Genomic DNA, 19,003 nt, shown 5'->3' with positions numbered 1-19,003 from the left:
TAGTTTTAAAAGCTGTTCAGTAAATTACTGAGCAGCTTTTTATTTTAAATAAATCTACTAACTAACTTCACTACTTTTTCAACTAAAAAAACACCTATATTTTAAATGAAATTGAAATTACAATAAACTAATTGAAAATAATATGAAATTTATTTCTGGCTATTAGTATTTTTGCAGCATGTCAAGAAGAAAATCAAGAAAACAAGTTTTTGAAAACGTCGAAGTAATAGATGCTGGAGCTAAAGGAAAAACCATAGCTAAAGCACCCGACGGAAAAGTTATATTTTTACCGAATGCCGTACCTGGAGATGTGGTAGATGTGCAAACCTTTAAAAAGCGTAAAGCTTATTATGAAGGAAAAGCAACCGTTTTTCATAAACTATCGGATAAAAGAACCAAACCTGCCTGCGAGCATTTTGGGACCTGTGGTGGTTGTAAATGGCAAGATATGGCTTACGAGCATCAGCTGTTTTACAAACAAAAAGAAGTTACAAATAATTTAACCCGTATTGGGCATATAGAACTACCTGAAGTTACTCCTATTTTTGGAGCAGAAAATCAGTATTTCTATAGAAACAAAATGGAATTTTCATTTAGTGATAGCCGTTGGTTAACACTAGAAGAAGTACAATCGGATGAAGATCTTGGAGATAGAAATGCTTTAGGGTTTCATATTCCTGGTATGTGGGACAAAATTTTAGATGTTAAAAAATGTCATCTACAAGCCGATCCTTCTAACGCTATTAGAAATGCGGTTAAAGCATTCGCTCTAGAACACGATTTAGAATTTTTCAATACTAGAAATCAAACCGGATTATTGCGTACCATGATGATTAGAACATCTAGTACTGGTGATATTATGGTCATGATTCAGTTCTTTAAAGAAGATAAAGAAAAACGTGAATTAATTTTAGATTATTTAGGTGAAACTTTCCCTGAAATCACATCGCTACAATACGTGATTAACGGAAAAGCTAATGATACCATTTACGATCAAGAAGTTATTTGTTATAAAGGTAACGATCATATTTTTGAAGAAATGGAAGGCTTAAAGTTTAAAATTAATGCTAAATCATTTTATCAAACCAACTCCGAACAAGCCTACGAGCTTTATAAAATCACAAGAGATTTTGCAGGATTAACTGGTAATGAGCTTGTTTACGATTTATACACAGGTACCGGAACCATTGCACAATTTGTCGCTAAACAAGCAAAAAGAGTAGTTGGTGTAGAAGCTGTTCCCGATGCAATTACTGCGGCTAAAGAAAATGCACAATTTAATAGCATAAACAACGTTGAGTTCTTTGTAGGCGACATGAAGAATGTTTTTAATGCCGATTTTATAGAAGCCAACGGTACACCAGATATTATAATTACCGATCCGCCGCGCGATGGTATGCATAAAGATGTTGTACAACAAATACTAAATATTGCTCCAGAAAAAGTAGTTTATGTAAGCTGTAATAGCGCCACACAAGCTAGAGATTTAGCATTAATGGATGAGCAATATAAAGTAGTAAAAACTCAGGCTGTAGATATGTTTCCGCAAACATTTCATGTGGAAAACGTCGTGCTTTTAGAAAAACGATAATCCATTAATTTGGAGTTAAGAGTTTGTTTTTCTTTTAATTAAGAATACATTTTAGTTAAGTATGAAATATTTTAAAATTCTTTTTATCCCCATAATTTTATTAATCGTGGGGATAACTATAAGTTGCGAACGTGATGATATTTGTCCAGAAATCACGCCTACAACACCAAGTGTTATAATCGATCTTTTAGACTTCACTGATGAAGACAGCAGTAAAAATGTGTTTAAGTTAGTGGTTATTGGTGTCGATAATGATGAAGTATTACCAGGATATGAAATTGTAACAAGTAATGAATTAGTACTTCCTTTAAAAACAACTGATAACACAACACAGTACGCACTGATAAATAATTATGTTCTTGATGATAATGATACGCCAGATGACACTAGCGACGATTTTATATCCGATGCATCAAACATAGATATAATTACTATAAACTATAGTCGTACCGAAGTCTATGTATCACGCGCTTGTGGTTACAAAACTATTTTTGAGAACGTAACAGTACAACTAGAAAGTGACGAAGACAATTGGATAGAATCCATTCAACCCTTAAATTCAAACCAATCTGTAGAAGATGAAACAGAAACACACTTTAACTTATTTCATTAATAGCCTAGTGTTATTGGTATTTTGTGTGTCTGTAAATGCGCAAAACGATAGTATTCCAACTACGGTTACCGACTCCGTTAAAATAAAACAGAAATACGGTATTCGAATAGGTGGAGATATTAGCAAATTAGTGCGCTCCTTTGCAGACGATGATTATAGCGGTTTTGAAATAGAAGCAGATTATAGACTAAAAAAAGATCTTTATGCTGCAGCTGAAATTGGCTTTGATAACAAAAACACCATTACAGATTACCTTGATATTACCTCTAAAGGAAGCTACATTAAAGCAGGTTTCGACTACAATATGTACGATAACTGGCTTAACATGGAAAATATGGTTTATACAGGGTTCCGTTTAGGTTTTAGTACCTTTAGCCAAGAACTTAACAGCTTTATTATTTACAACACTAACCAATATTGGTTACCACAGTACTCGTCTAGCGATTTACAAGAATTTAAAGATTTAAGTGCTGTTTGGGCGGAAATTATACTAGGTATGAAAGTAGAATTATTCAATAACCTATTTGCCGGAGTAAACGTGCAACTTAAATTATTAGTAACCGAAACGGAACCGGATAATTTCCAAAATGTTTACATTCCAGGTTTTAATAAAACATACGATAGCAATAATATTGGTGTAGGGTTTAGTTATACGCTATCTTACCGTATTCCGCTATACAAAAAAGATAACTAGTATATTTTTAATACGCTTAATACCAATAGAATGAAACGTTACTTTTACTTTATATTCACTATAGGTTTTTTAATGGTTTGGAGCTCTTGTCGAAAAGATTTTGAGTTTTCTCCAAGTACCGGCAACCTGACCTTCTCGAGAGATACGGTATATTTAGACACCGTTTTTTCAAAAATTGGTTCTAGTACATATAATTTAAAGGTTTACAATAAAAGTAATTCCGACATCAATATACCATCGGTAAAATTGGCCTTAGGCGAAACTTCTAATTACCGATTAAGTGTTGATGGTATTTCAGGAAAAACCTTTGAAAACGTCGAACTTTTAGCAAAAGACAGTCTCTTTATTTTTATAGAGACCACCGTTGATATCGAAAATGAAGCTGCCACATCAAACCAATTTTTGTATACCGACGCTATTGAATTCGATTCTGGAACAAACCAACAAAAAGTAGAATTAGTAACACTTATTCAAGATGCCGTTTTTATATATCCAAATCGAAATAATACCACAAAAATTGTAGAAACTTTAAGTCTGAATGTTGATGGTGAAACTATAGAAACCGATTTACAAGGCCGAGAATTATTACCAAACGAACTCAACTTTACAAACGAGAAAGCCTATGTTATTTATGGCTTTGCTGCCGTACCAAATAACGAAACACTAAATATAGATGCTGGTGCTCGCATTTATTTTCATTCGGAATCAGGCATATTAGTTACCAATGGAGCCTCAATAAAAGTAAATGGTGCTTTGAGTACAAACCAAGAAACTTTAGAAAATGAAGTTGTTTTTGAAGGCGATCGTTTAGAACCTGGTTTTTCAGATACACCAGGCCAATGGGGGGCCATTTGGCTTTTCGATGGCAGTATAGAAAACGAAATACATTACGCGACCATAAAAAATGCTAACGTCGGTATCTTATGCGACGGAAACCCAAATGCCAGCAACAATAAATTAAACATCACAAATACTCAAATTTATAATTCAGGGAGTTTTGGCATCATGGGTAGAAATACCTCAATCGCTGGTAAAAATGTAGTAATTAATAATGCTGGTCAATCCTCTTTTGCAGGAACTATTGGTGGCCGTTACAATTTTACGCATTCTACTATTGTAAATTATTGGGATAATGGTTTTAGACAATTACCATCGGTATTGCTAAATAATTTTGTTTTAGATGAAGACAACAATGCCACGCTAGCAGATTTAGGCGAAGCTAATTTTAATAATTGCATTATTTACGGAAATGATAATCCTGAATTTTTATTGGAACAAATAGAAGACGAATCAGTCGCTTTCAACTTTAAATTCACCAATTGCTTATTACGCTTTCAAGATGATAGTAACTTTTTCTCGGAAGATGTTTACGATTTAACAGACACCAATCACTTTGAAAATAACATATTCAATAAAACACCTGATTTTAAGGATACCGATTTAAATGAATTTATAATTGGAGAGAATTCTGAAGGAATAAACCAAGCAAATTCTACTTTTGCGACTCAAGTACCTCAAGATATTTTAGGAGTAAACAGAACTGCCTCTGCCGATATTGGAGCTTACCAACATATTACATTTCCAGAGGAAGAATAAAAAACACATTGTTTTAATAGCTATTCATATGTTGTGTGTAATTCCAAACACATAACAAAACTCAACTCTATTAAATAAAATATATGAACATATTCTCTTATCACCTTGTTAGAATTCCATTTACATTGGCGATAAAAGGCTTGTTCTCAGCTCCTATTAAAAGAAACACTAAAGGCCTAATTCATTCTGAATACATGACAGCAATGACGCTAGGTTCTCCAATTATTTCTTCTTCTAGATTTCTTATAAAACAAGTCGCTATTTTTGCGCAATGGGAAAACGAAGAAGCTCTTGAAAACTACTTGAAAAAAGAAAAACTTGGTAAACTCTTGAATAAAGGTTGGCACGTGCGCTTAGAGTTTATGAGAGAATGGGGAAAAATAAGCGGATTCAAAATCCCTGAACGTAAAGCAACATTAGAAAGCGAGCTATCTCCGGTTGTTGCCGTTACAATTGCTAGAATGAAACCTTTAGCAATTCCAAGGTTTTTGCATTGGGGAAGACCAGTTGAAAAATTAGTTCGTGACCACGAAGGCACTTTACTTTCATTGGCCTCAGTAAGGTTTCCTAATACAGTTTCTACGTTTTCTCTTTGGAAAACAGAAGAGGAAATGACCAATATGGTTCACGGTCATAGTGCTATGCCTAAGCCAAAAAGACATTCAGACGCCATGAAAGAGCGGGAACGAAAAGATTTTCATTTTGAATTTACAACTTTACGTTTTAAACCTATTTCTGAATTTGGCTCGTGGAAAGGTAAAGAGAATTATATTCCTAATCTTAAAAAGAGTTAAATGGGAATTGCAATTCTAAAACAAAACCTTCAAGATTTAATTACCCAACAATGGGTGATATTATTTGGGAAAAAAATCAGCAAGAATCAATATGAATGGCTTTTAGGTCCTTTTGGAACTACAAAAGGCATCGGTGTAAAATTCATTAAGCAACTAGCTAAAAATGAACAGCTAACAATAGATGAGAAAGAAAATGATAAAGGGATATTATCATCTATAAATCAGCTAAATTTATCTAGTGAAGCACAACATAAATTATCTAAAAACGTCATTGATTTCTACGAAAACACAAGTAATTACGATTTTGATTTAAAAGTAAAGTGGAATCCTTTTTTTAAAGTATTCGGCATCTTATTAAGATTATTATTTAGTAATCGTATTGAACAATTAAACGTTCCTATTGAGAACATCGAGAATTCAAAATCATTAAAAAGTGATATAATCCATTTGATAGACGCTAAAACAAAAAAAGTTAAACGCAATATATGGCTTAGAACTTTTAAAACATCTGAAGAAGTAGTGTATTCAGGTGTTTATGAAACTTGCGTAATACCATCAGGACAAACGTGTATTAAAGCTATTTTTCCATTACCAAATGGTAATGCTACAGTCATTTTAAGTCCGAGTGTTGGAAAAAACGGCGAACTCATTTTAACATCCTCAGGAAAGAAAATTGGTGATAGTGGTTTTTACTTTTTGCTAAACGACTCCAAAGGAAACTTATGGACTAAATTCATTAAATCATTTAAAGACGAGCTCGTTGTTGGTTCTAAAAATGAAAACATTACAGCTCTACAAACCTTAACTTTATGGAATTTAAGAGTTCTACAATTTGAATATATTATAAATGAAAAAACGTCTGAAATATAATTTCAGACGTTTTTTTATGTTTTTTAATTTAAGAGCGTTTCAAACTCCAGATTGTTATATTTCAAAACTTTAAGCGCTTTGGAATAGTTGAGAAGAAAATTAATAGTCTCCTCACTTGGCTCAAGCTTTTGTGATTTTCCAATACATTTCTTAGAGTAAATTTTTTCCATTTCTTTTAAATTAAGGTTAACTTAAATAGTAAACGGAACAAAATTCACTTTATTGTATTTAACAAAACTAATCTGTTAATACAATATTATGCTTTTCAATTATTTTACGCAGGTTTATTAAAGCATAACGCATTCTTCCTAATGCCGTATTAATGCTAACACCTGTTCTGTCTGATATTTCTTTAAAACTCATATCATTATAAATACGCATTAATAACACATCGCGTTGATCTTCTGGAAGCTCATCCACCAAACGTCGAACATCATTTTCAACCTGTTCCTTTATAATGGCTTTTTCAGCATTTAAACTGCTATCACTAAGTACAGAAAAAATACTAAATTCACCCGTGTTATCAAACTTAGGCATACGACTATTTTTCCTAAAAAAGTCGATAACTAAATTGTGAGCAATACGCATAACCCAAGGTAAAAACTTACCTTCTTCGTTATAAGCACCACGCTTTAATGTTTTGATAACCTTAATAAAAGTGTCCTGAAAAATATCATCGGCAACATCGCCATCATATACTTTCGAATAAATAAAACTGTAAATTCTTTGCTTGTGCCTTTTTATAAGTACTTCTAAAGCACATTCATCGCCCTTAATGTAGTTACTAACAAGTACAGCATCTGTAGTAGGTTCGTGTTTCATAATCATTACTTTATTATAAAGAAAAACAGGGTTTTCTCGAAAATTAGAATTTTTAAAGTAATGTTATGCGATAGGCAAGTGTTGATTTATAATTAATTAGCTGCTTCAAATATAACAACAATCGTTCCTAAAATACAAAAATAAATTCATTTTTTTAACATTTCTTTACATTGCATTCCATTTTTTAAGCTCATACACAAGTGTTATCTTTGTAAATTATTCCTTTTAATAGCTTATGAACACTGCAATTTCCGAAGTAGATCCAAAACAAAACATCATTATAAAAGGTGCAAAACTGCATAACTTAAAAAATATCGATGTTGTGATACCAAGAAATAAATTGGTTGTTATAACGGGACTTTCTGGTTCAGGAAAGTCAAGTTTAGCCTTCGATACGCTATATGCTGAAGGTCAGCGCCGCTATGTAGAAAGCTTATCCAGTTACGCACGGCAGTTTTTAGGGCGTTTAAACAAGCCTAAAGTAGATTACATAAAAGGGATTGCACCAGCTATTGCTATAGAACAAAAAGTAAATTCTACCAACCCAAGATCTACAGTTGGAACAACCACAGAAATTTACGATTACTTAAAACTGCTGTTTGCAAGAATAGGAAAAACAATATCTCCAGTTTCTGGAGATGAAGTAAAAAAAGACACCGTAACAGATGTTTTAAATTATTTAAAAACGTTTCCTGAACGGGAAAAAATGCTCCTCCTCGCTCCTATTCATTTAGAAGAAGGACGAACTATAGAGGATAAGTTAAAAGCATTAAACCAACAAGGTTATGCTAGAATAAAAATAAACAACGACGTTATTAGAATAAGTGATGTCAAAAAAATTGGTAAAAAAGACAAACTGTTATTGGTGATCGATAGAATTATAACCAAAAACGAAGAAGATTTTTATAACCGCTTGGCCGATGCCATACAAACTGCCTTTTTTGAAGGTAAAGGTGAATGCATCATCGAAACTTTAGCGGACAATAAACAACGTACTTTTAGTAATAAATTTGAACTAGACGGATTAAACTTCTTAGAGCCAAACGTTCATTTATTTAGTTTTAACAACCCGTACGGCGCTTGCCCTACTTGCGAGGGTTATGGAGATATTGTTGGTATCGACGAAGATTTGGTAATACCAAACACAGCACTTTCTATTTACGAAAATGCCATTTTTGCATGGCGAGGCGAATCTATGAGTTGGTATAAAGACCAGTTGGTAAACAACTCTCATAAATTCGATTTCCCAATACACAAACCCTATTTTGAGCTTACCGAAGCACAAAAACAACTAGTTTGGGAAGGCAACAAATATTTCGAAGGACTAAATAGCTTTTTCGCCGAGTTAGAATCTAAAGCCTATAAAATCCAAAACCGAGTAATGTTATCACGGTATCGCGGTAAAACTAAGTGTAAAACTTGTAATGGCAAACGTTTACGTGTAGAAGCCAATTATGTAAAAGTAGGTGGCGCTAGTATTTCCGATTTAGTAGAAAAACCACTCGATCAACTTGCTGTGTTTTTTAAACAATTAGAACTAAATGAGCATGACAACACCATTGCTAAACGCTTATTAAAAGAAATTAATAACCGCTTAGAGTTCTTGGCCAATGTTGGTTTAGATTACCTTACCATAAACCGAAAATCCAACACACTTTCTGGTGGAGAAAGCCAACGTATTAATTTAGCAACCTCTTTAGGTAGTAGCTTAGTGGGCTCTATGTATATTTTAGACGAACCAAGTATTGGTTTACATCCAAAAGATACCGAACGCTTAATTATGGTATTAAAAGCACTACGCGATTTAGGTAATACCGTAATTGTTGTGGAACACGATGAGGATATCATGAAAGCCGCCGACAGTATTATAGATATAGGTCCCGAAGCCGGAACCTTTGGAGGTCACGTAGTAGCACAAGGTGATTACAAAGCCATTTTAGCTTCCAATTCCTTAACGGCGCAATACTTAAACGAGACCATAAAAATTGAAGTTCCAAAAAAACGTAGACAATCAAAATACTACATCGATATCAAAGGAGCACGCGAAAACAACTTAAAAAATATAGATGTTCGCTTTCCTTTAGATATGTTAACTGTAGTAACTGGTGTTTCTGGTAGTGGTAAAAGTACACTCGTTAAAAAAATACTATACCCAGCACTGCAAAAGAAATTAACCGATTTTGGAGACAAGCCTGGTCAATTCTCTAGTTTAGAAGGTAATTTTACCAACGTAAAACAAATAGAATTTGTTGATCAAAACCCAATTGGGCGCTCTTCGCGTTCTAACCCAGTAACTTATATTAAGGCTTATGATGATATTCGCGCACTATTTGCCAAACAAAAACTGAGTACTATACGTAATTACCAAGCCAAACACTTCTCGTTTAATGTAGATGGCGGACGCTGTGAAACCTGTAAAGGCGAAGGCGAAGTAACTATAGAAATGCAGTTTATGGCCGATGTGCATCTAGAATGTGAAACCTGTAAAGGTAAACGCTTTAAAAAAGAAGTGCTCGAAGTTACTTTTGCAGACAAAAACATAGACGATATTTTAAACCTCACCATAGACGATGCCGTAGCATTCTTTGAGGCTAACAATCAATTCAAAATAAAAAACAAACTCCAACCATTACAAGACGTTGGTTTGGGCTATGTAACACTTGGTCAAAGTTCTTCTACCCTTTCTGGTGGCGAGGCACAGCGTATTAAATTAGCTTCGTTTTTAGGTAAAGGCAACAAAAAAGAAAAAGCTCTTTTTATTTTCGACGAACCTACCACCGGACTCCATTTCCACGATATTCAAAAGCTTCTTAAATCGTTTCAGGCTTTAATTGAAAATGGTCATTCTATTATTGTTGTAGAACATAACATCGAACTTATTAAATGTGCCGATTTCATTATCGATTTAGGACCTAAAGGAGGCGAAACTGGTGGAGAACTCGTTGCAGTAGGAACGCCCGAAGAAATTGTAAAAATTAAAGCTTCGGAAATTGGGAAGTATTTAAAAGATAAAATTTAGATTTATTTTTTGAGCGTTACCCGAAAAGGGTCGGGCTATCACTACTCAATCTTTTTGTTTTTTAAGAAAACAAAAAGGATTTCAAACATGCCGTTCTATCCCTAACGCGGACTGGTGAGCAGTGGTTCGTTTTTCAATAGACAGAAAATTCAGTCTTGCTAAGTTCTGCAAAAAGGGTTATCTTATTAATGAGAAATGTCCGGAAAATATTTGTCCGTTACTAAGTTTAACTTTGTACCAATAATCATCAGAAATCAATGCTTTTTTATTATAAAAACCGTCCCATCCAACACTATTTTCTGTAAATTCTTTCAAGAGTTTACCGTATCTATCAAATATAAAAACACGCGAATTTGGATATTTATTAATGTTTTTAATTTGCCAATAATCATGAAATCCATCATTATTTGGGCTAAAAAACTTCGGTCCATCGATAACCACTTCTTCTCCCGATTCTTCGATACAACTTACTTTCGAAACTGTTCGTAATAGCACTCTAATTTCTGTAAAACATCCCGTGTCACTATCTGTAAGTCTTGCTGTAATAAAGTCACTATCTAGAATTATATTAGTGTATGGATTTTGAAGTTCAGATAATAAATCGCCGTTGCTATTATAAAAAGCAACATCCATATTAGTTTGATTGCCTAGTACTTCCGCTTTAACCATAGAAGTATCAAAATATTTAGAAATACCATCATTATCATCATCACAGCCCGTTAATTCACTAATAATATTTGCTTTTGGTTGCGGGTTAACCACTAAGTTTATTTCGGTTTCAGTAAAACATCCTGTTTCTGTGCTTACAATTCTTGCCGTAATTTTTTCGCTATTAGCTATAGTATTCTCATAAATACTTAACGAACTCACCGGAATTATATTCCCAAGATTATCATAATACACCACTGTAACTTTATCTTGAGCACCAATTACAGTGGCTTCGGTAGAAGTTAAATCAAATAGCGCAAAACCATCATCGTTATCATCACAAGTAAAAAGGGAGCCAATGGCATTAGCTCTTGGTGGTGCCTCATAAATAATATCAAAATCGGTAATAACAAAACAACTAGAGTTATTCTTATTTTGAACTCGAGTATAAATAGTTTCGTTTACATTCTGGGAGTTATATGGCATGGTAAGTCTATATACATCAGATTCTGCATTGTTATAAGATGTATAATAAAACAACTCAAAATTATCAAGCGATGCTCCTTGAAGTATTTCAGTATCCTTTAAAGTATTAAAATCAAATGTATTAACACTACCTCCTGAACATGTTACAAGGTCGTCTGGCTTTGCTATACTAGGTAATCCAATGATATTAACAACCTTTGTTATTGTACTTGTCAAGGTACCTTTAGTGTAAGTTGCTGAAATGGTATACGTCATTTCATTTGAAAACAAATGACTTGTTTTCTTATCTAAAGACGTATTTAATGCACCTGTGGTTGGATCATCAAAACTCCATATAACCGAGTCTGAATCACTGTTAAGACTAAAATTTAAAGTGTTATCACAAATGCAATTTTGACTTACAACAATGTCTGATGGCGCGGCCTTATCTATCAGTTTATTTTCATAAATATAGGTGATTTCATTATCCCTCGGGTCTGATATCCTTCCAAAATAAAGAATATCTAAATCGTTATCATTATCAAAATCACCAAATTCAACACCTCCAAAACGGCAGTCGGGTAAGGTATGCGAAAAGTTAGAAAAAGTTCCATTTCCGTTATTTTTATACATTTTCGTTATTTCCGGAAAAGTCCCCCAAGGTCCTGTTCCATAATTTATGGCATCTAAAAACCCATCATTATCCATATCCCCGAGTTCGATATCATTATAAAAAACACCTTCGTCTGCAATTGTAAAAGTGTTGGAGAAATTCATATTACCATTATTGGTAAAAATGTAAAAATCCCCTGTTCCATCACCTGATGTATTTTCAAGATTAGGACTCCCCGTAAATACAATATCTGCAAGTCCATCATTATTAATATCATCAATGTCCATAGCAACATATGAAAGCTGAGGAAGTCCGATATTTTGTTTAGAAAACTGAAAATTCCCTAAATTTTTATAAACATCAAACGACTTGTCTGTTTTAGAAGACACAGCAATAATTAAATCTTGTAAACCATCATTATCAAAATCTTCCCACCGCGATTTGTTTCGTGTAAAATTACCTCTCCCTCCTAATACGCCATCAAGTGTCGATATATCTTGCTTTGTAAACGTATCATCACCTTCATTTTTATATGCTGTAATAATAGCCACACCACTCACATCAAAACCAGATAAATAAATATCTAAAAGACCATCACTATCAATATCGACCCACTTAGAACTTCCTGTATAAATACCTGGTAAGCCTAAAGGAATTTCGATAAATTCACATCCATTTTTAGAATTTTTATAAACTTTAGTAATAGCATAATCAGCCCCACCACTTGTAGTTCCGGTGTAAAGTAAATCTTGGGTGCCATTATTATCAAAATCTCCCCACGAATGATCGCCATAAATAACTCTAGGAATATTAGTAATATTGGATTCAGTAAAGCTTAAATCGCCATTATTTTTATAAAACACAGCATTATTGAATCTATTATCAAAATCGACTCCGGTAACAAAAACATCTAAAAACCCATCATTGTTATAATCTACAAACGAACTAAAACCAATGTGACCGCCTTTTAGGTTTTGCGTATTTAATCTGTCGAAAGTTTGACTAACTGCAGAAAATGAAGTTAACAATAACAACGCTATTAAGCCATATGAAGATTTAGATTTAAGAATAAAAAGTTCATGAAACTTACGGAAATAATTATCTAATATGTTCATTTAGCGCATTAGGTATATATGCAAATGTAATAGGTTCTGTATTAAAATACCAAATATTTGAATAAGGCAATGTATATATTTAGTCAATCATCTAAATTTAAAGCAAGCTTATAACGCCTTGCAAAACAAGAGCAGACCATATTTTTTTGATAAACACTAACCCTTAATATTCAAACCACAGCTGCAAGCTATGCGCAAGGGATAGCAGTGAAAAGCCCACAGTAGCACAAATTTCCATTTGTGCTACGAGGATTTGTAGCGTATAGCCCGACCTGAAAGGTTGCGCCAAAAAAGTGTAAATAATCGACCTAATGCTATTTATATTCGATTAGTTTTTATAGGATAATTCGTAACTTGTGCTCCGTAAATTTATAATGTAGCATGATTTCTCTCCAAAATATTAAGTCGCCATTTTTCGGGCTAAAGATTGTATTAATTTTAATGCTTTTTTTTCTAACGGGTTGTTACTCTTATAAATGGGCAAACCATATAGGTAACGAAGAAAATAACGTACCAAGTGATATTAAAGCATATTTTGATGAGTTCCCTAATGGAATAATGACCATCAATGCCATAAGCCCCAGTGAAACTTATAACTTCGATGCCTGGGAAAAAGATGCTGCCTACGCAACAGATAGTTTGTCTATGCATTTTAATGTGGTTAAATTAAAGCTACATGACGCCACGCCTAAAGGCTCCCTAATTGTTGATTTTATTTTTATGGATGGCAAAGGAAATCAGGTGCGTGTTCCCGATTTTGATTTACTTAGAATTGTACCTTCATTTAACGCTAAAGGTGAGCATTTATACCCTGAATTGCTTCTGGAAGAGTTTAATAGATATGGCGTGAGTTTAAGAAAGGAGTTTAAAGAATTTGAAGTTCTTTTTTCTGAAACTTCTACCCCTGTTGATAAAAATGCACTTAATAGAGTTTATAGAACAGGAATTACAAATGGCTGCTTATCTGCTGGAAAATGGGAGTTTAATTTAAACACAGAAGATTTTTCGGATTTTGATAAGCGCATACATAATCCGGTAAACTACAACCAAAGTAAAATTCTAGCGCACTCTTGGTTTTTATTGGACCAGAATTTTTATAAGCGTTTAATAACCTATAAAAATCCAGAAATGACTATTGAAGATGTCGATTTAACTGGATTTGATTATGATACACTATCTGAACAATCGCAAAATATTGTTATTGATTTTAACGCTTTAAGAAACCCTATTAAAAAGGTGTGGAAAACAGAAATGGTAGAGGTTGGCCATAAATCGGAACGCGCTATAGAACTTTTGGATATGGAGGAGCATTATAAAATTGAATATGGATTGTTCCTGAACCAAGATTTAAACAGTATAAGCAAAGAAACGTATAGGAGCATTATTGCGCCGGAAAAGCAACCTATTAAATTGGCTCAATTTAGAGATGAAGGTTTTTACTCAAACAAAACACCTCTTATTTTTGATATGAATTGGTTGCAATATCTAGACAACATTACTATTAGTGCCATTGATATTAAAGACACGGAATGTTTGAGCGAAATAAAGGTTACCGGAAAATGGTCACCGTTTACACTTACCATTACAAACGTAGATTTAGCCATGATACAAGAGCAAAAGCTATATGGTTTACATTACGGTTTTAATGTTTACCCAAAAAGTCGGCGTTATAATCCAGCGCAACCTACAATAAGTTTCGATAGTGATTTAATGCCCAAGGCCTACGAGCAATCTACACTTTTAACTGAAACAAAAACAGGTAAATGGGTGGATAATTTTAAGAAAGGCTTAAGTAAAGTTTACCTAACCTATCCTACACTTGAAAAGGATGTTTTGGATGTATACTTAGTCTCTTATGAACGTATCATTCCTTTATGGATGGGCCGCGTAAAATTGCCAAAAGAATTACGAGAAAAAGTACGTATTAGAAGTCAACTTTACAATTATTAATTACAACGCAAGCTTTTTTAAATTTTATATTAATGAAATATTACGCGTATATTTTTACTAGTATTTTCTGTTTTTTATTCACAACTACAGAGGCACAAAGCTCTTTAAAAAGATCAAAACAAACCCATAGGTTCCATTATTTACAAGCTAATATCCATTTAGGGTATTTGGATGGAAATACCGAACGTTTTGACTTATCGTCTTCTGGACCAAAAAATAGATTGGTATACCAATATTTTGCAAAAAACCAACGTTTGTTGCAAAAGGGATACATACGCAATGTAGCTTTAACCAGCTTTAAATCTCAAGTTTCCTTAGATTTTGTTGGAAGTTTAGAAGATAAAACATCACTTAATTATCAATTAAAACTACAAAACGTTGGGCTCTCATTTGGAACCAAATGGGATAGAACTAGTTTTTTTATAGGCTATTCGAATATTAAATTTGGGCATAACCCAAAAATAGATCCTGTAACCTCGTTTATTGCAAATAGTTTAAGTTTAGATCTTGGCTTTACACAAGATTTAGGAATTTCTTTTAAAACAGCTATATCTAACACCTTGGATTTTGAAGGTGCCATTTATACGGGTGGCCTATTAAGCGCTCCTTTAGTGACTTACGCGCCATACCTTACTGATGAACAAAAAGCAAATAGAGATGCTGTAAAGTTTATTGACCCTAATTTTAATGGATCTTGGTTAGGAACAGGACGTATTGGTTCTCCGCTGTTTAAATCTTTTGAATATGGTATTATTACCATGGTAGGAAAAACGGGTGAAGGTATTGATGAACGTTACATAACAAGACTTGGTGCAGATGTTGTTAAAAAAATTGGTGAAAAATTTAAATTTGAAACGCAAGTACATGGAGGACCAAATTTTTACCAAGAACGGGATAATAGTACCGATTTAGCTTTACAGAATAACCTAGAGTTTTATATTAAAAGTGTATTTATTATTAATACCTCTAACGCAGTTATATTTAACCTTCCAAATAATGCTAATGAAACAAATACAAAAGGAAACTTGGTAAACAGCATCTCTTATGTTGTTTCACCACACACTAGAGTGCGATTGAATCACTTTTATAACTATGGAAATATGTACGACAATAATTGGGGATTAACTTTTCAATTAGTTACTGGTATAGGTAAAAGATAGAAACAAATTAATATCCGCCACGAATCTTATCGTGAATTTCTGTTTTATATAATTCGATTAATGCGCTGTGAACTTGTGGTGACAATACTTCTAGATTGGAAGTTTGCGCGTTTGAAATTACATGCTTTCCAGAACTTGCTCCAGGAATAATAGAGCTTACAGCATCGTGATCCAGAAGCCAGCGTAAAGCCAATTGTACCATGTTCAAATCACTTGGTAAAATACTGGTTTTAATGGTTTCTACAATCTCTATACCTTCTTGAAATGGAAGACCTGCAAAGGTTTCTCCAACATTAAAAGCATCGCCATTTTTATTATAGTTACGATGGTCGTTTTCCGGAAATGTTGTGTCTTTATTGAATTTACCTGTTAACAACCCACTTGCTAAAGGCAAACGTACTATAATACCAACACCTTTCTCTTGGGCCTTTGGGAATAATTCCGTTACTAATTTTTGTCTAAATATATTGAAGATAACTTGCAGAGATAATAAACCTTCTTGTTCTAAGCATATAAGAGCTTCTTCTACTGTTTCTACACTAGCTCCAAAATGTTTGATAAGACCTTCGGCTTTTAATTCCCTTAACCAATCGAAAATATCACCTTCTATTAAATATTGCGTTGGTATGCAATGAAGCTGTAACAAATCTAGCGATTTAACACCCAGACGCTCTATTGAATCTTCTATACTTTTACGCAACAAAGCTTTGGTATAGCTGTCAGGATAAACATCACTAGAACGACCAAATTTAGTAGCCACTTTTATTGGTGTTTTAATTGTTTTTAAGAATTCACCAATTAAGGTTTCACTTTTTCCGTTACCGTAAACATCGGCAGTATCAAAAAAAGTAATTCCGTTCTTAAAGGCTTCATCTAAAATATTAAAACTAGTTTCTTTAGATAGATCTTGTCCCCAATCTGCACCTAATTGCCAGCACCCTAATCCAACTTCACTTACCTTAAATCCCGATTTTCCTAATTGTCTTTTTTGCATATCACAAAGTTATGTTTAAAACAGCAATTGGTAAAAACTTTAAAACGTTTTTAACACTCCGTTTTTTTTTTTAATAATTGATGCTTATTAAAAAAAAAACACCTTCCATGAGATTATGTAAGGTGTTTATTTCATTAATGGATGACTACAATTATTTTATACGTTTACCTGTAATTTCACGTCCACCTTGAAACAATGTTACGCTTTCTATATTTCCAGATTCGTCTTTATTAAAAGTTAATTGTGCTGTAACTACTTTTAAATAAAAAACGTTTTCAGATTTTGGAAATACATCAAATACAGGTTGTCCTGTTGCTTGAGTTTTAAGTTGATTCCCTTCTCTAGTAACTGCTAGGATAAATCCTGGCATAAGTTCGTAATTACCAATGTAGGTTTCTAATGTAGCTTCTGGCACTTCAACTTGTTTTACCAAGTCACTGACATCCTCTCCTAACGTTTTTAGGAAATCTATTCCGTTTTGATTATTAGGGTTTAATTCTACTGATTTTCTATAATTAACAATAGCTAAATCTTTTTTTCCTAAATTCATTAAAGCTTCAGCATAACTGTCATAAGCATTTGATGACTTCGAAAAAGTATCTACAATTAACTCAAACACTTTTACAGATGCCTCTATATTACCAGAGCGCATCAGTGTATATCCCATAGTATTCAAATCACTTTCTTCTAAATTATAAAGTTTAGAGTTTTTAATTTCATTATAATGAGTAATTCCTGCATCTATTCCCTCTGCTTCAATAACAGTTAACACAGCATCTGCTACCGATTTTTTAGGCATATTATAAGCTTTGTTATTAATAATTCCTAAAATAGCATTAGATATTGAATTAAGCGGAGCACCTCCTGTATTATTTAAAAGTACAATTAACGATTTATCTAAAGGTGTTCGTAATATATTGGTATTAAACCCATTGATACCACCACCATGCTGAATAGCATAAATACTATCTTTAGATGTACCAATTTCAACTTTACCAACCCCCCAACCATAAGCGTATTGAAGATTTCCCCAAGCTTGAATTTGAGGTTTAAAATACAAGTCCATATACTTTCTAGATAATATTTTATTAGTATAAAGTGCTTGGTCCCATAAGTATAAATCTTCGGCTGTTGAATACATTGAACCTGCGGCATACGGAATAGACATATCTAAATATTTAGAGTTTTTATAACTTCCGGCTTCTTTCTCATAGCCAGTTGCTCTATTTTTTAAAATATCACTATGCTTATCAAAACCTGTCTCATGCATACCTAAAGGTTCAAAAATATTTTCGTTTAATAAAACCTCATAGCTTTTACCTGATAATTTTTCCGCAATAACACCCAATAAAAAATATCCAGAATTACTGTAGCTAAATCGTTCTCCTGGCGTAAAATCTAAACGTTTATCTTGAAACTTTTTCACAAACTTTTCGGGTGTATATGGATTTCGACTTTCATCTTCCATAAAACCCGGAAAAGAGGTGTAATTTGGAATACCCGAAGTGTGGGTTAATAAATGATGTACCGTAATTACATTTCCTGTTTCCTTATGATAATCTGGAAGATAAGTGGCTATAGGTGCTTTTAAATCTAACTTACCCTCTTGAGCGAGTTGCAAAATAAGCATAGCGGTAAATTGCTTGGTGATAGAACCTAAACGGTGTTTTGTATTTGAAGCATTTGGCATATCCCATTCCATATTTGCCATGCCGTAACCTTTTTTGAAAATAATCTGGCCTTGATTTGCAACTAAAACAGAACCGTTGAACTTACCGTACTCGCTATACTTACTAATAAGTTGATCTATTTTTTCGGACTTTGTTTGAGCCAGAGTTATATGGCAAACTAATACTAGTACTAAGAATAAAAAGTCTTTTGTTGAGCTTAAATTTTTTGATTGTGATTTCATAAGATGTTTTTTGATTGATTGATTGATTGATTGATTGATTGATTGATTGATTATTCTTGTAAGACGGTTAATACCCCCAATAAGTTACAAAAAATCTCAAAAAACATCTTCATGTAAAAAAACAAAAGTTTACAAACCGAGATTTGT

Annotated in this window: 13 protein-coding genes; 9 read left to right on the top strand and 4 right to left on the bottom strand. The window is 33.2% G+C overall.

Annotated features, from left to right (window positions below):
• Positions 1-178 precede the first annotated feature (178 nt).
• The 6 genes from rlmD (at position 179) to ACJJV4_RS18885 (ending at position 6,158) form a co-directional block, all read left to right on the top strand.
• Entirely contained in the window at positions 179-1,591 is a 1,413-nt protein-coding gene (rlmD, locus tag ACJJV4_RS18910; RefSeq protein ID WP_405296959.1) for a 23S rRNA (uracil(1939)-C(5))-methyltransferase RlmD, read from the top strand.
• A gap of 61 nt (positions 1,592-1,652) precedes the next feature.
• On the top strand, positions 1,653-2,204 hold the full coding sequence (locus ACJJV4_RS18905; protein WP_405296958.1) for a DUF6452 family protein: 552 nt from the start codon (positions 1,653-1,655) through the stop codon (positions 2,202-2,204).
• On the top strand, positions 2,170-2,898 hold the full coding sequence (locus ACJJV4_RS18900; protein WP_405296957.1) for a DUF6048 family protein: 729 nt from the start codon (positions 2,170-2,172) through the stop codon (positions 2,896-2,898). The genes ACJJV4_RS18905 and ACJJV4_RS18900 overlap by 35 nt, the downstream gene beginning before the upstream one ends.
• 30 nt (positions 2,899-2,928) lie before the next feature.
• Positions 2,929-4,494 (top strand): hypothetical protein, encoded by a 1,566-nt coding sequence (locus ACJJV4_RS18895; RefSeq protein WP_405296956.1) that lies wholly within the window; start codon positions 2,929-2,931, stop codon positions 4,492-4,494.
• Between the two features lie 83 nt (positions 4,495-4,577).
• Positions 4,578-5,288: a hypothetical protein gene (locus ACJJV4_RS18890; RefSeq protein WP_405296955.1), complete on the top strand. Its 711-nt coding sequence runs from the start codon at positions 4,578-4,580 to the stop codon at positions 5,286-5,288.
• The gene (locus tag ACJJV4_RS18885; protein ID WP_405296954.1) at positions 5,289-6,158 is read left to right on the top strand and encodes a hypothetical protein; all 870 of its coding nucleotides are present in this window, start codon (positions 5,289-5,291) and stop codon (positions 6,156-6,158) included.
• 237 nt (positions 6,159-6,395) lie between these two features.
• On the opposite strand, the gene ACJJV4_RS18880 is transcribed toward ACJJV4_RS18885, so the two are convergent.
• Positions 6,396-6,980, bottom strand: a complete 585-nt coding sequence (locus tag ACJJV4_RS18880) for an RNA polymerase sigma factor (RefSeq protein ID WP_405296953.1) — start codon at positions 6,978-6,980, stop codon at positions 6,396-6,398.
• A 235-nt stretch (positions 6,981-7,215) separates the two neighbouring features.
• Between ACJJV4_RS18880 and uvrA the strand changes: the two genes are divergently transcribed.
• Positions 7,216-9,999 (top strand): excinuclease ABC subunit UvrA, encoded by a 2,784-nt coding sequence (gene uvrA, locus ACJJV4_RS18875; RefSeq protein WP_405296952.1) that lies wholly within the window; start codon positions 7,216-7,218, stop codon positions 9,997-9,999.
• A gap of 177 nt (positions 10,000-10,176) precedes the next feature.
• Here the strand turns inward: uvrA and ACJJV4_RS18870 are convergent, their stop codons facing one another.
• Positions 10,177-12,840, bottom strand: a complete 2,664-nt coding sequence (locus tag ACJJV4_RS18870; RefSeq protein WP_405296951.1) for a T9SS type B sorting domain-containing protein — start codon at positions 12,838-12,840, stop codon at positions 10,177-10,179.
• A gap of 441 nt (positions 12,841-13,281) precedes the next feature.
• On the opposite strand from ACJJV4_RS18870, the gene ACJJV4_RS18865 reads away from it, so the two are divergent.
• The gene (locus tag ACJJV4_RS18865) at positions 13,282-14,790 is read left to right on the top strand and encodes a hypothetical protein (protein WP_405296950.1); all 1,509 of its coding nucleotides are present in this window, start codon (positions 13,282-13,284) and stop codon (positions 14,788-14,790) included.
• Positions 14,791-14,822: 32 nt separating this feature from the next.
• Positions 14,823-15,950 (top strand): hypothetical protein, encoded by a 1,128-nt coding sequence (locus ACJJV4_RS18860; RefSeq protein ID WP_405296949.1) that lies wholly within the window; start codon positions 14,823-14,825, stop codon positions 15,948-15,950.
• A 7-nt stretch (positions 15,951-15,957) separates the two neighbouring features.
• Here the strand turns inward: ACJJV4_RS18860 and ACJJV4_RS18855 are convergent, their stop codons facing one another.
• Both ACJJV4_RS18855 and ACJJV4_RS18850 read right to left on the bottom strand, forming a co-directional pair.
• Positions 15,958-16,944 carry an aldo/keto reductase gene (locus ACJJV4_RS18855; protein WP_405296948.1) on the bottom strand — a complete coding sequence of 329 codons (987 nt, stop codon included), beginning with the start codon at positions 16,942-16,944 and terminating at the stop codon, positions 15,958-15,960.
• A gap of 151 nt (positions 16,945-17,095) precedes the next feature.
• The gene (locus tag ACJJV4_RS18850; protein WP_405296947.1) at positions 17,096-18,856 is read right to left on the bottom strand and encodes a serine hydrolase; all 1,761 of its coding nucleotides are present in this window, start codon (positions 18,854-18,856) and stop codon (positions 17,096-17,098) included.
• Positions 18,857-19,003: the final 147 nt, after the last annotated feature.

The sequence above is a fragment of the Algibacter sp. Ld11 genome (assembly GCF_045066735.1).
Taxonomy (GTDB): Bacteria; Bacteroidota; Bacteroidia; order Flavobacteriales; family Flavobacteriaceae; genus Algibacter.
This window is presented reverse-complemented; position numbering and strand designations above follow the sequence as displayed.

Coding starts and splice junctions, on each gene's coding strand:
- ACJJV4_RS18865 (WP_405296950.1), top strand. CDS start 13,282: ATGCTTTTTTTTCTAACGGGTTGTTACTCTTATAAATGGGCAAACCAT.
- ACJJV4_RS18900 (WP_405296957.1), top strand. CDS start 2,170: ATGAAACAGAAACACACTTTAACTTATTTCATTAATAGCCTAGTGTTA.
- ACJJV4_RS18870 (WP_405296951.1), bottom strand. CDS start 12,840: ATGAACATATTAGATAATTATTTCCGTAAGTTTCATGAACTTTTTATT.
- ACJJV4_RS18895 (WP_405296956.1), top strand. CDS start 2,929: ATGAAACGTTACTTTTACTTTATATTCACTATAGGTTTTTTAATGGTT.
- ACJJV4_RS18860 (WP_405296949.1), top strand. CDS start 14,823: ATGAAATATTACGCGTATATTTTTACTAGTATTTTCTGTTTTTTATTC.
- ACJJV4_RS18880 (WP_405296953.1), bottom strand. CDS start 6,980: ATGAAACACGAACCTACTACAGATGCTGTACTTGTTAGTAACTACATT.
- rlmD (WP_405296959.1), top strand. CDS start 179: ATGTCAAGAAGAAAATCAAGAAAACAAGTTTTTGAAAACGTCGAAGTA.
- ACJJV4_RS18890 (WP_405296955.1), top strand. CDS start 4,578: ATGAACATATTCTCTTATCACCTTGTTAGAATTCCATTTACATTGGCG.
- ACJJV4_RS18885 (WP_405296954.1), top strand. CDS start 5,289: ATGGGAATTGCAATTCTAAAACAAAACCTTCAAGATTTAATTACCCAA.
- ACJJV4_RS18855 (WP_405296948.1), bottom strand. CDS start 16,944: ATGCAAAAAAGACAATTAGGAAAATCGGGATTTAAGGTAAGTGAAGTT.
- uvrA (WP_405296952.1), top strand. CDS start 7,216: ATGAACACTGCAATTTCCGAAGTAGATCCAAAACAAAACATCATTATA.
- ACJJV4_RS18905 (WP_405296958.1), top strand. CDS start 1,653: ATGAAATATTTTAAAATTCTTTTTATCCCCATAATTTTATTAATCGTG.
- ACJJV4_RS18850 (WP_405296947.1), bottom strand. CDS start 18,856: ATGAAATCACAATCAAAAAATTTAAGCTCAACAAAAGACTTTTTATTC.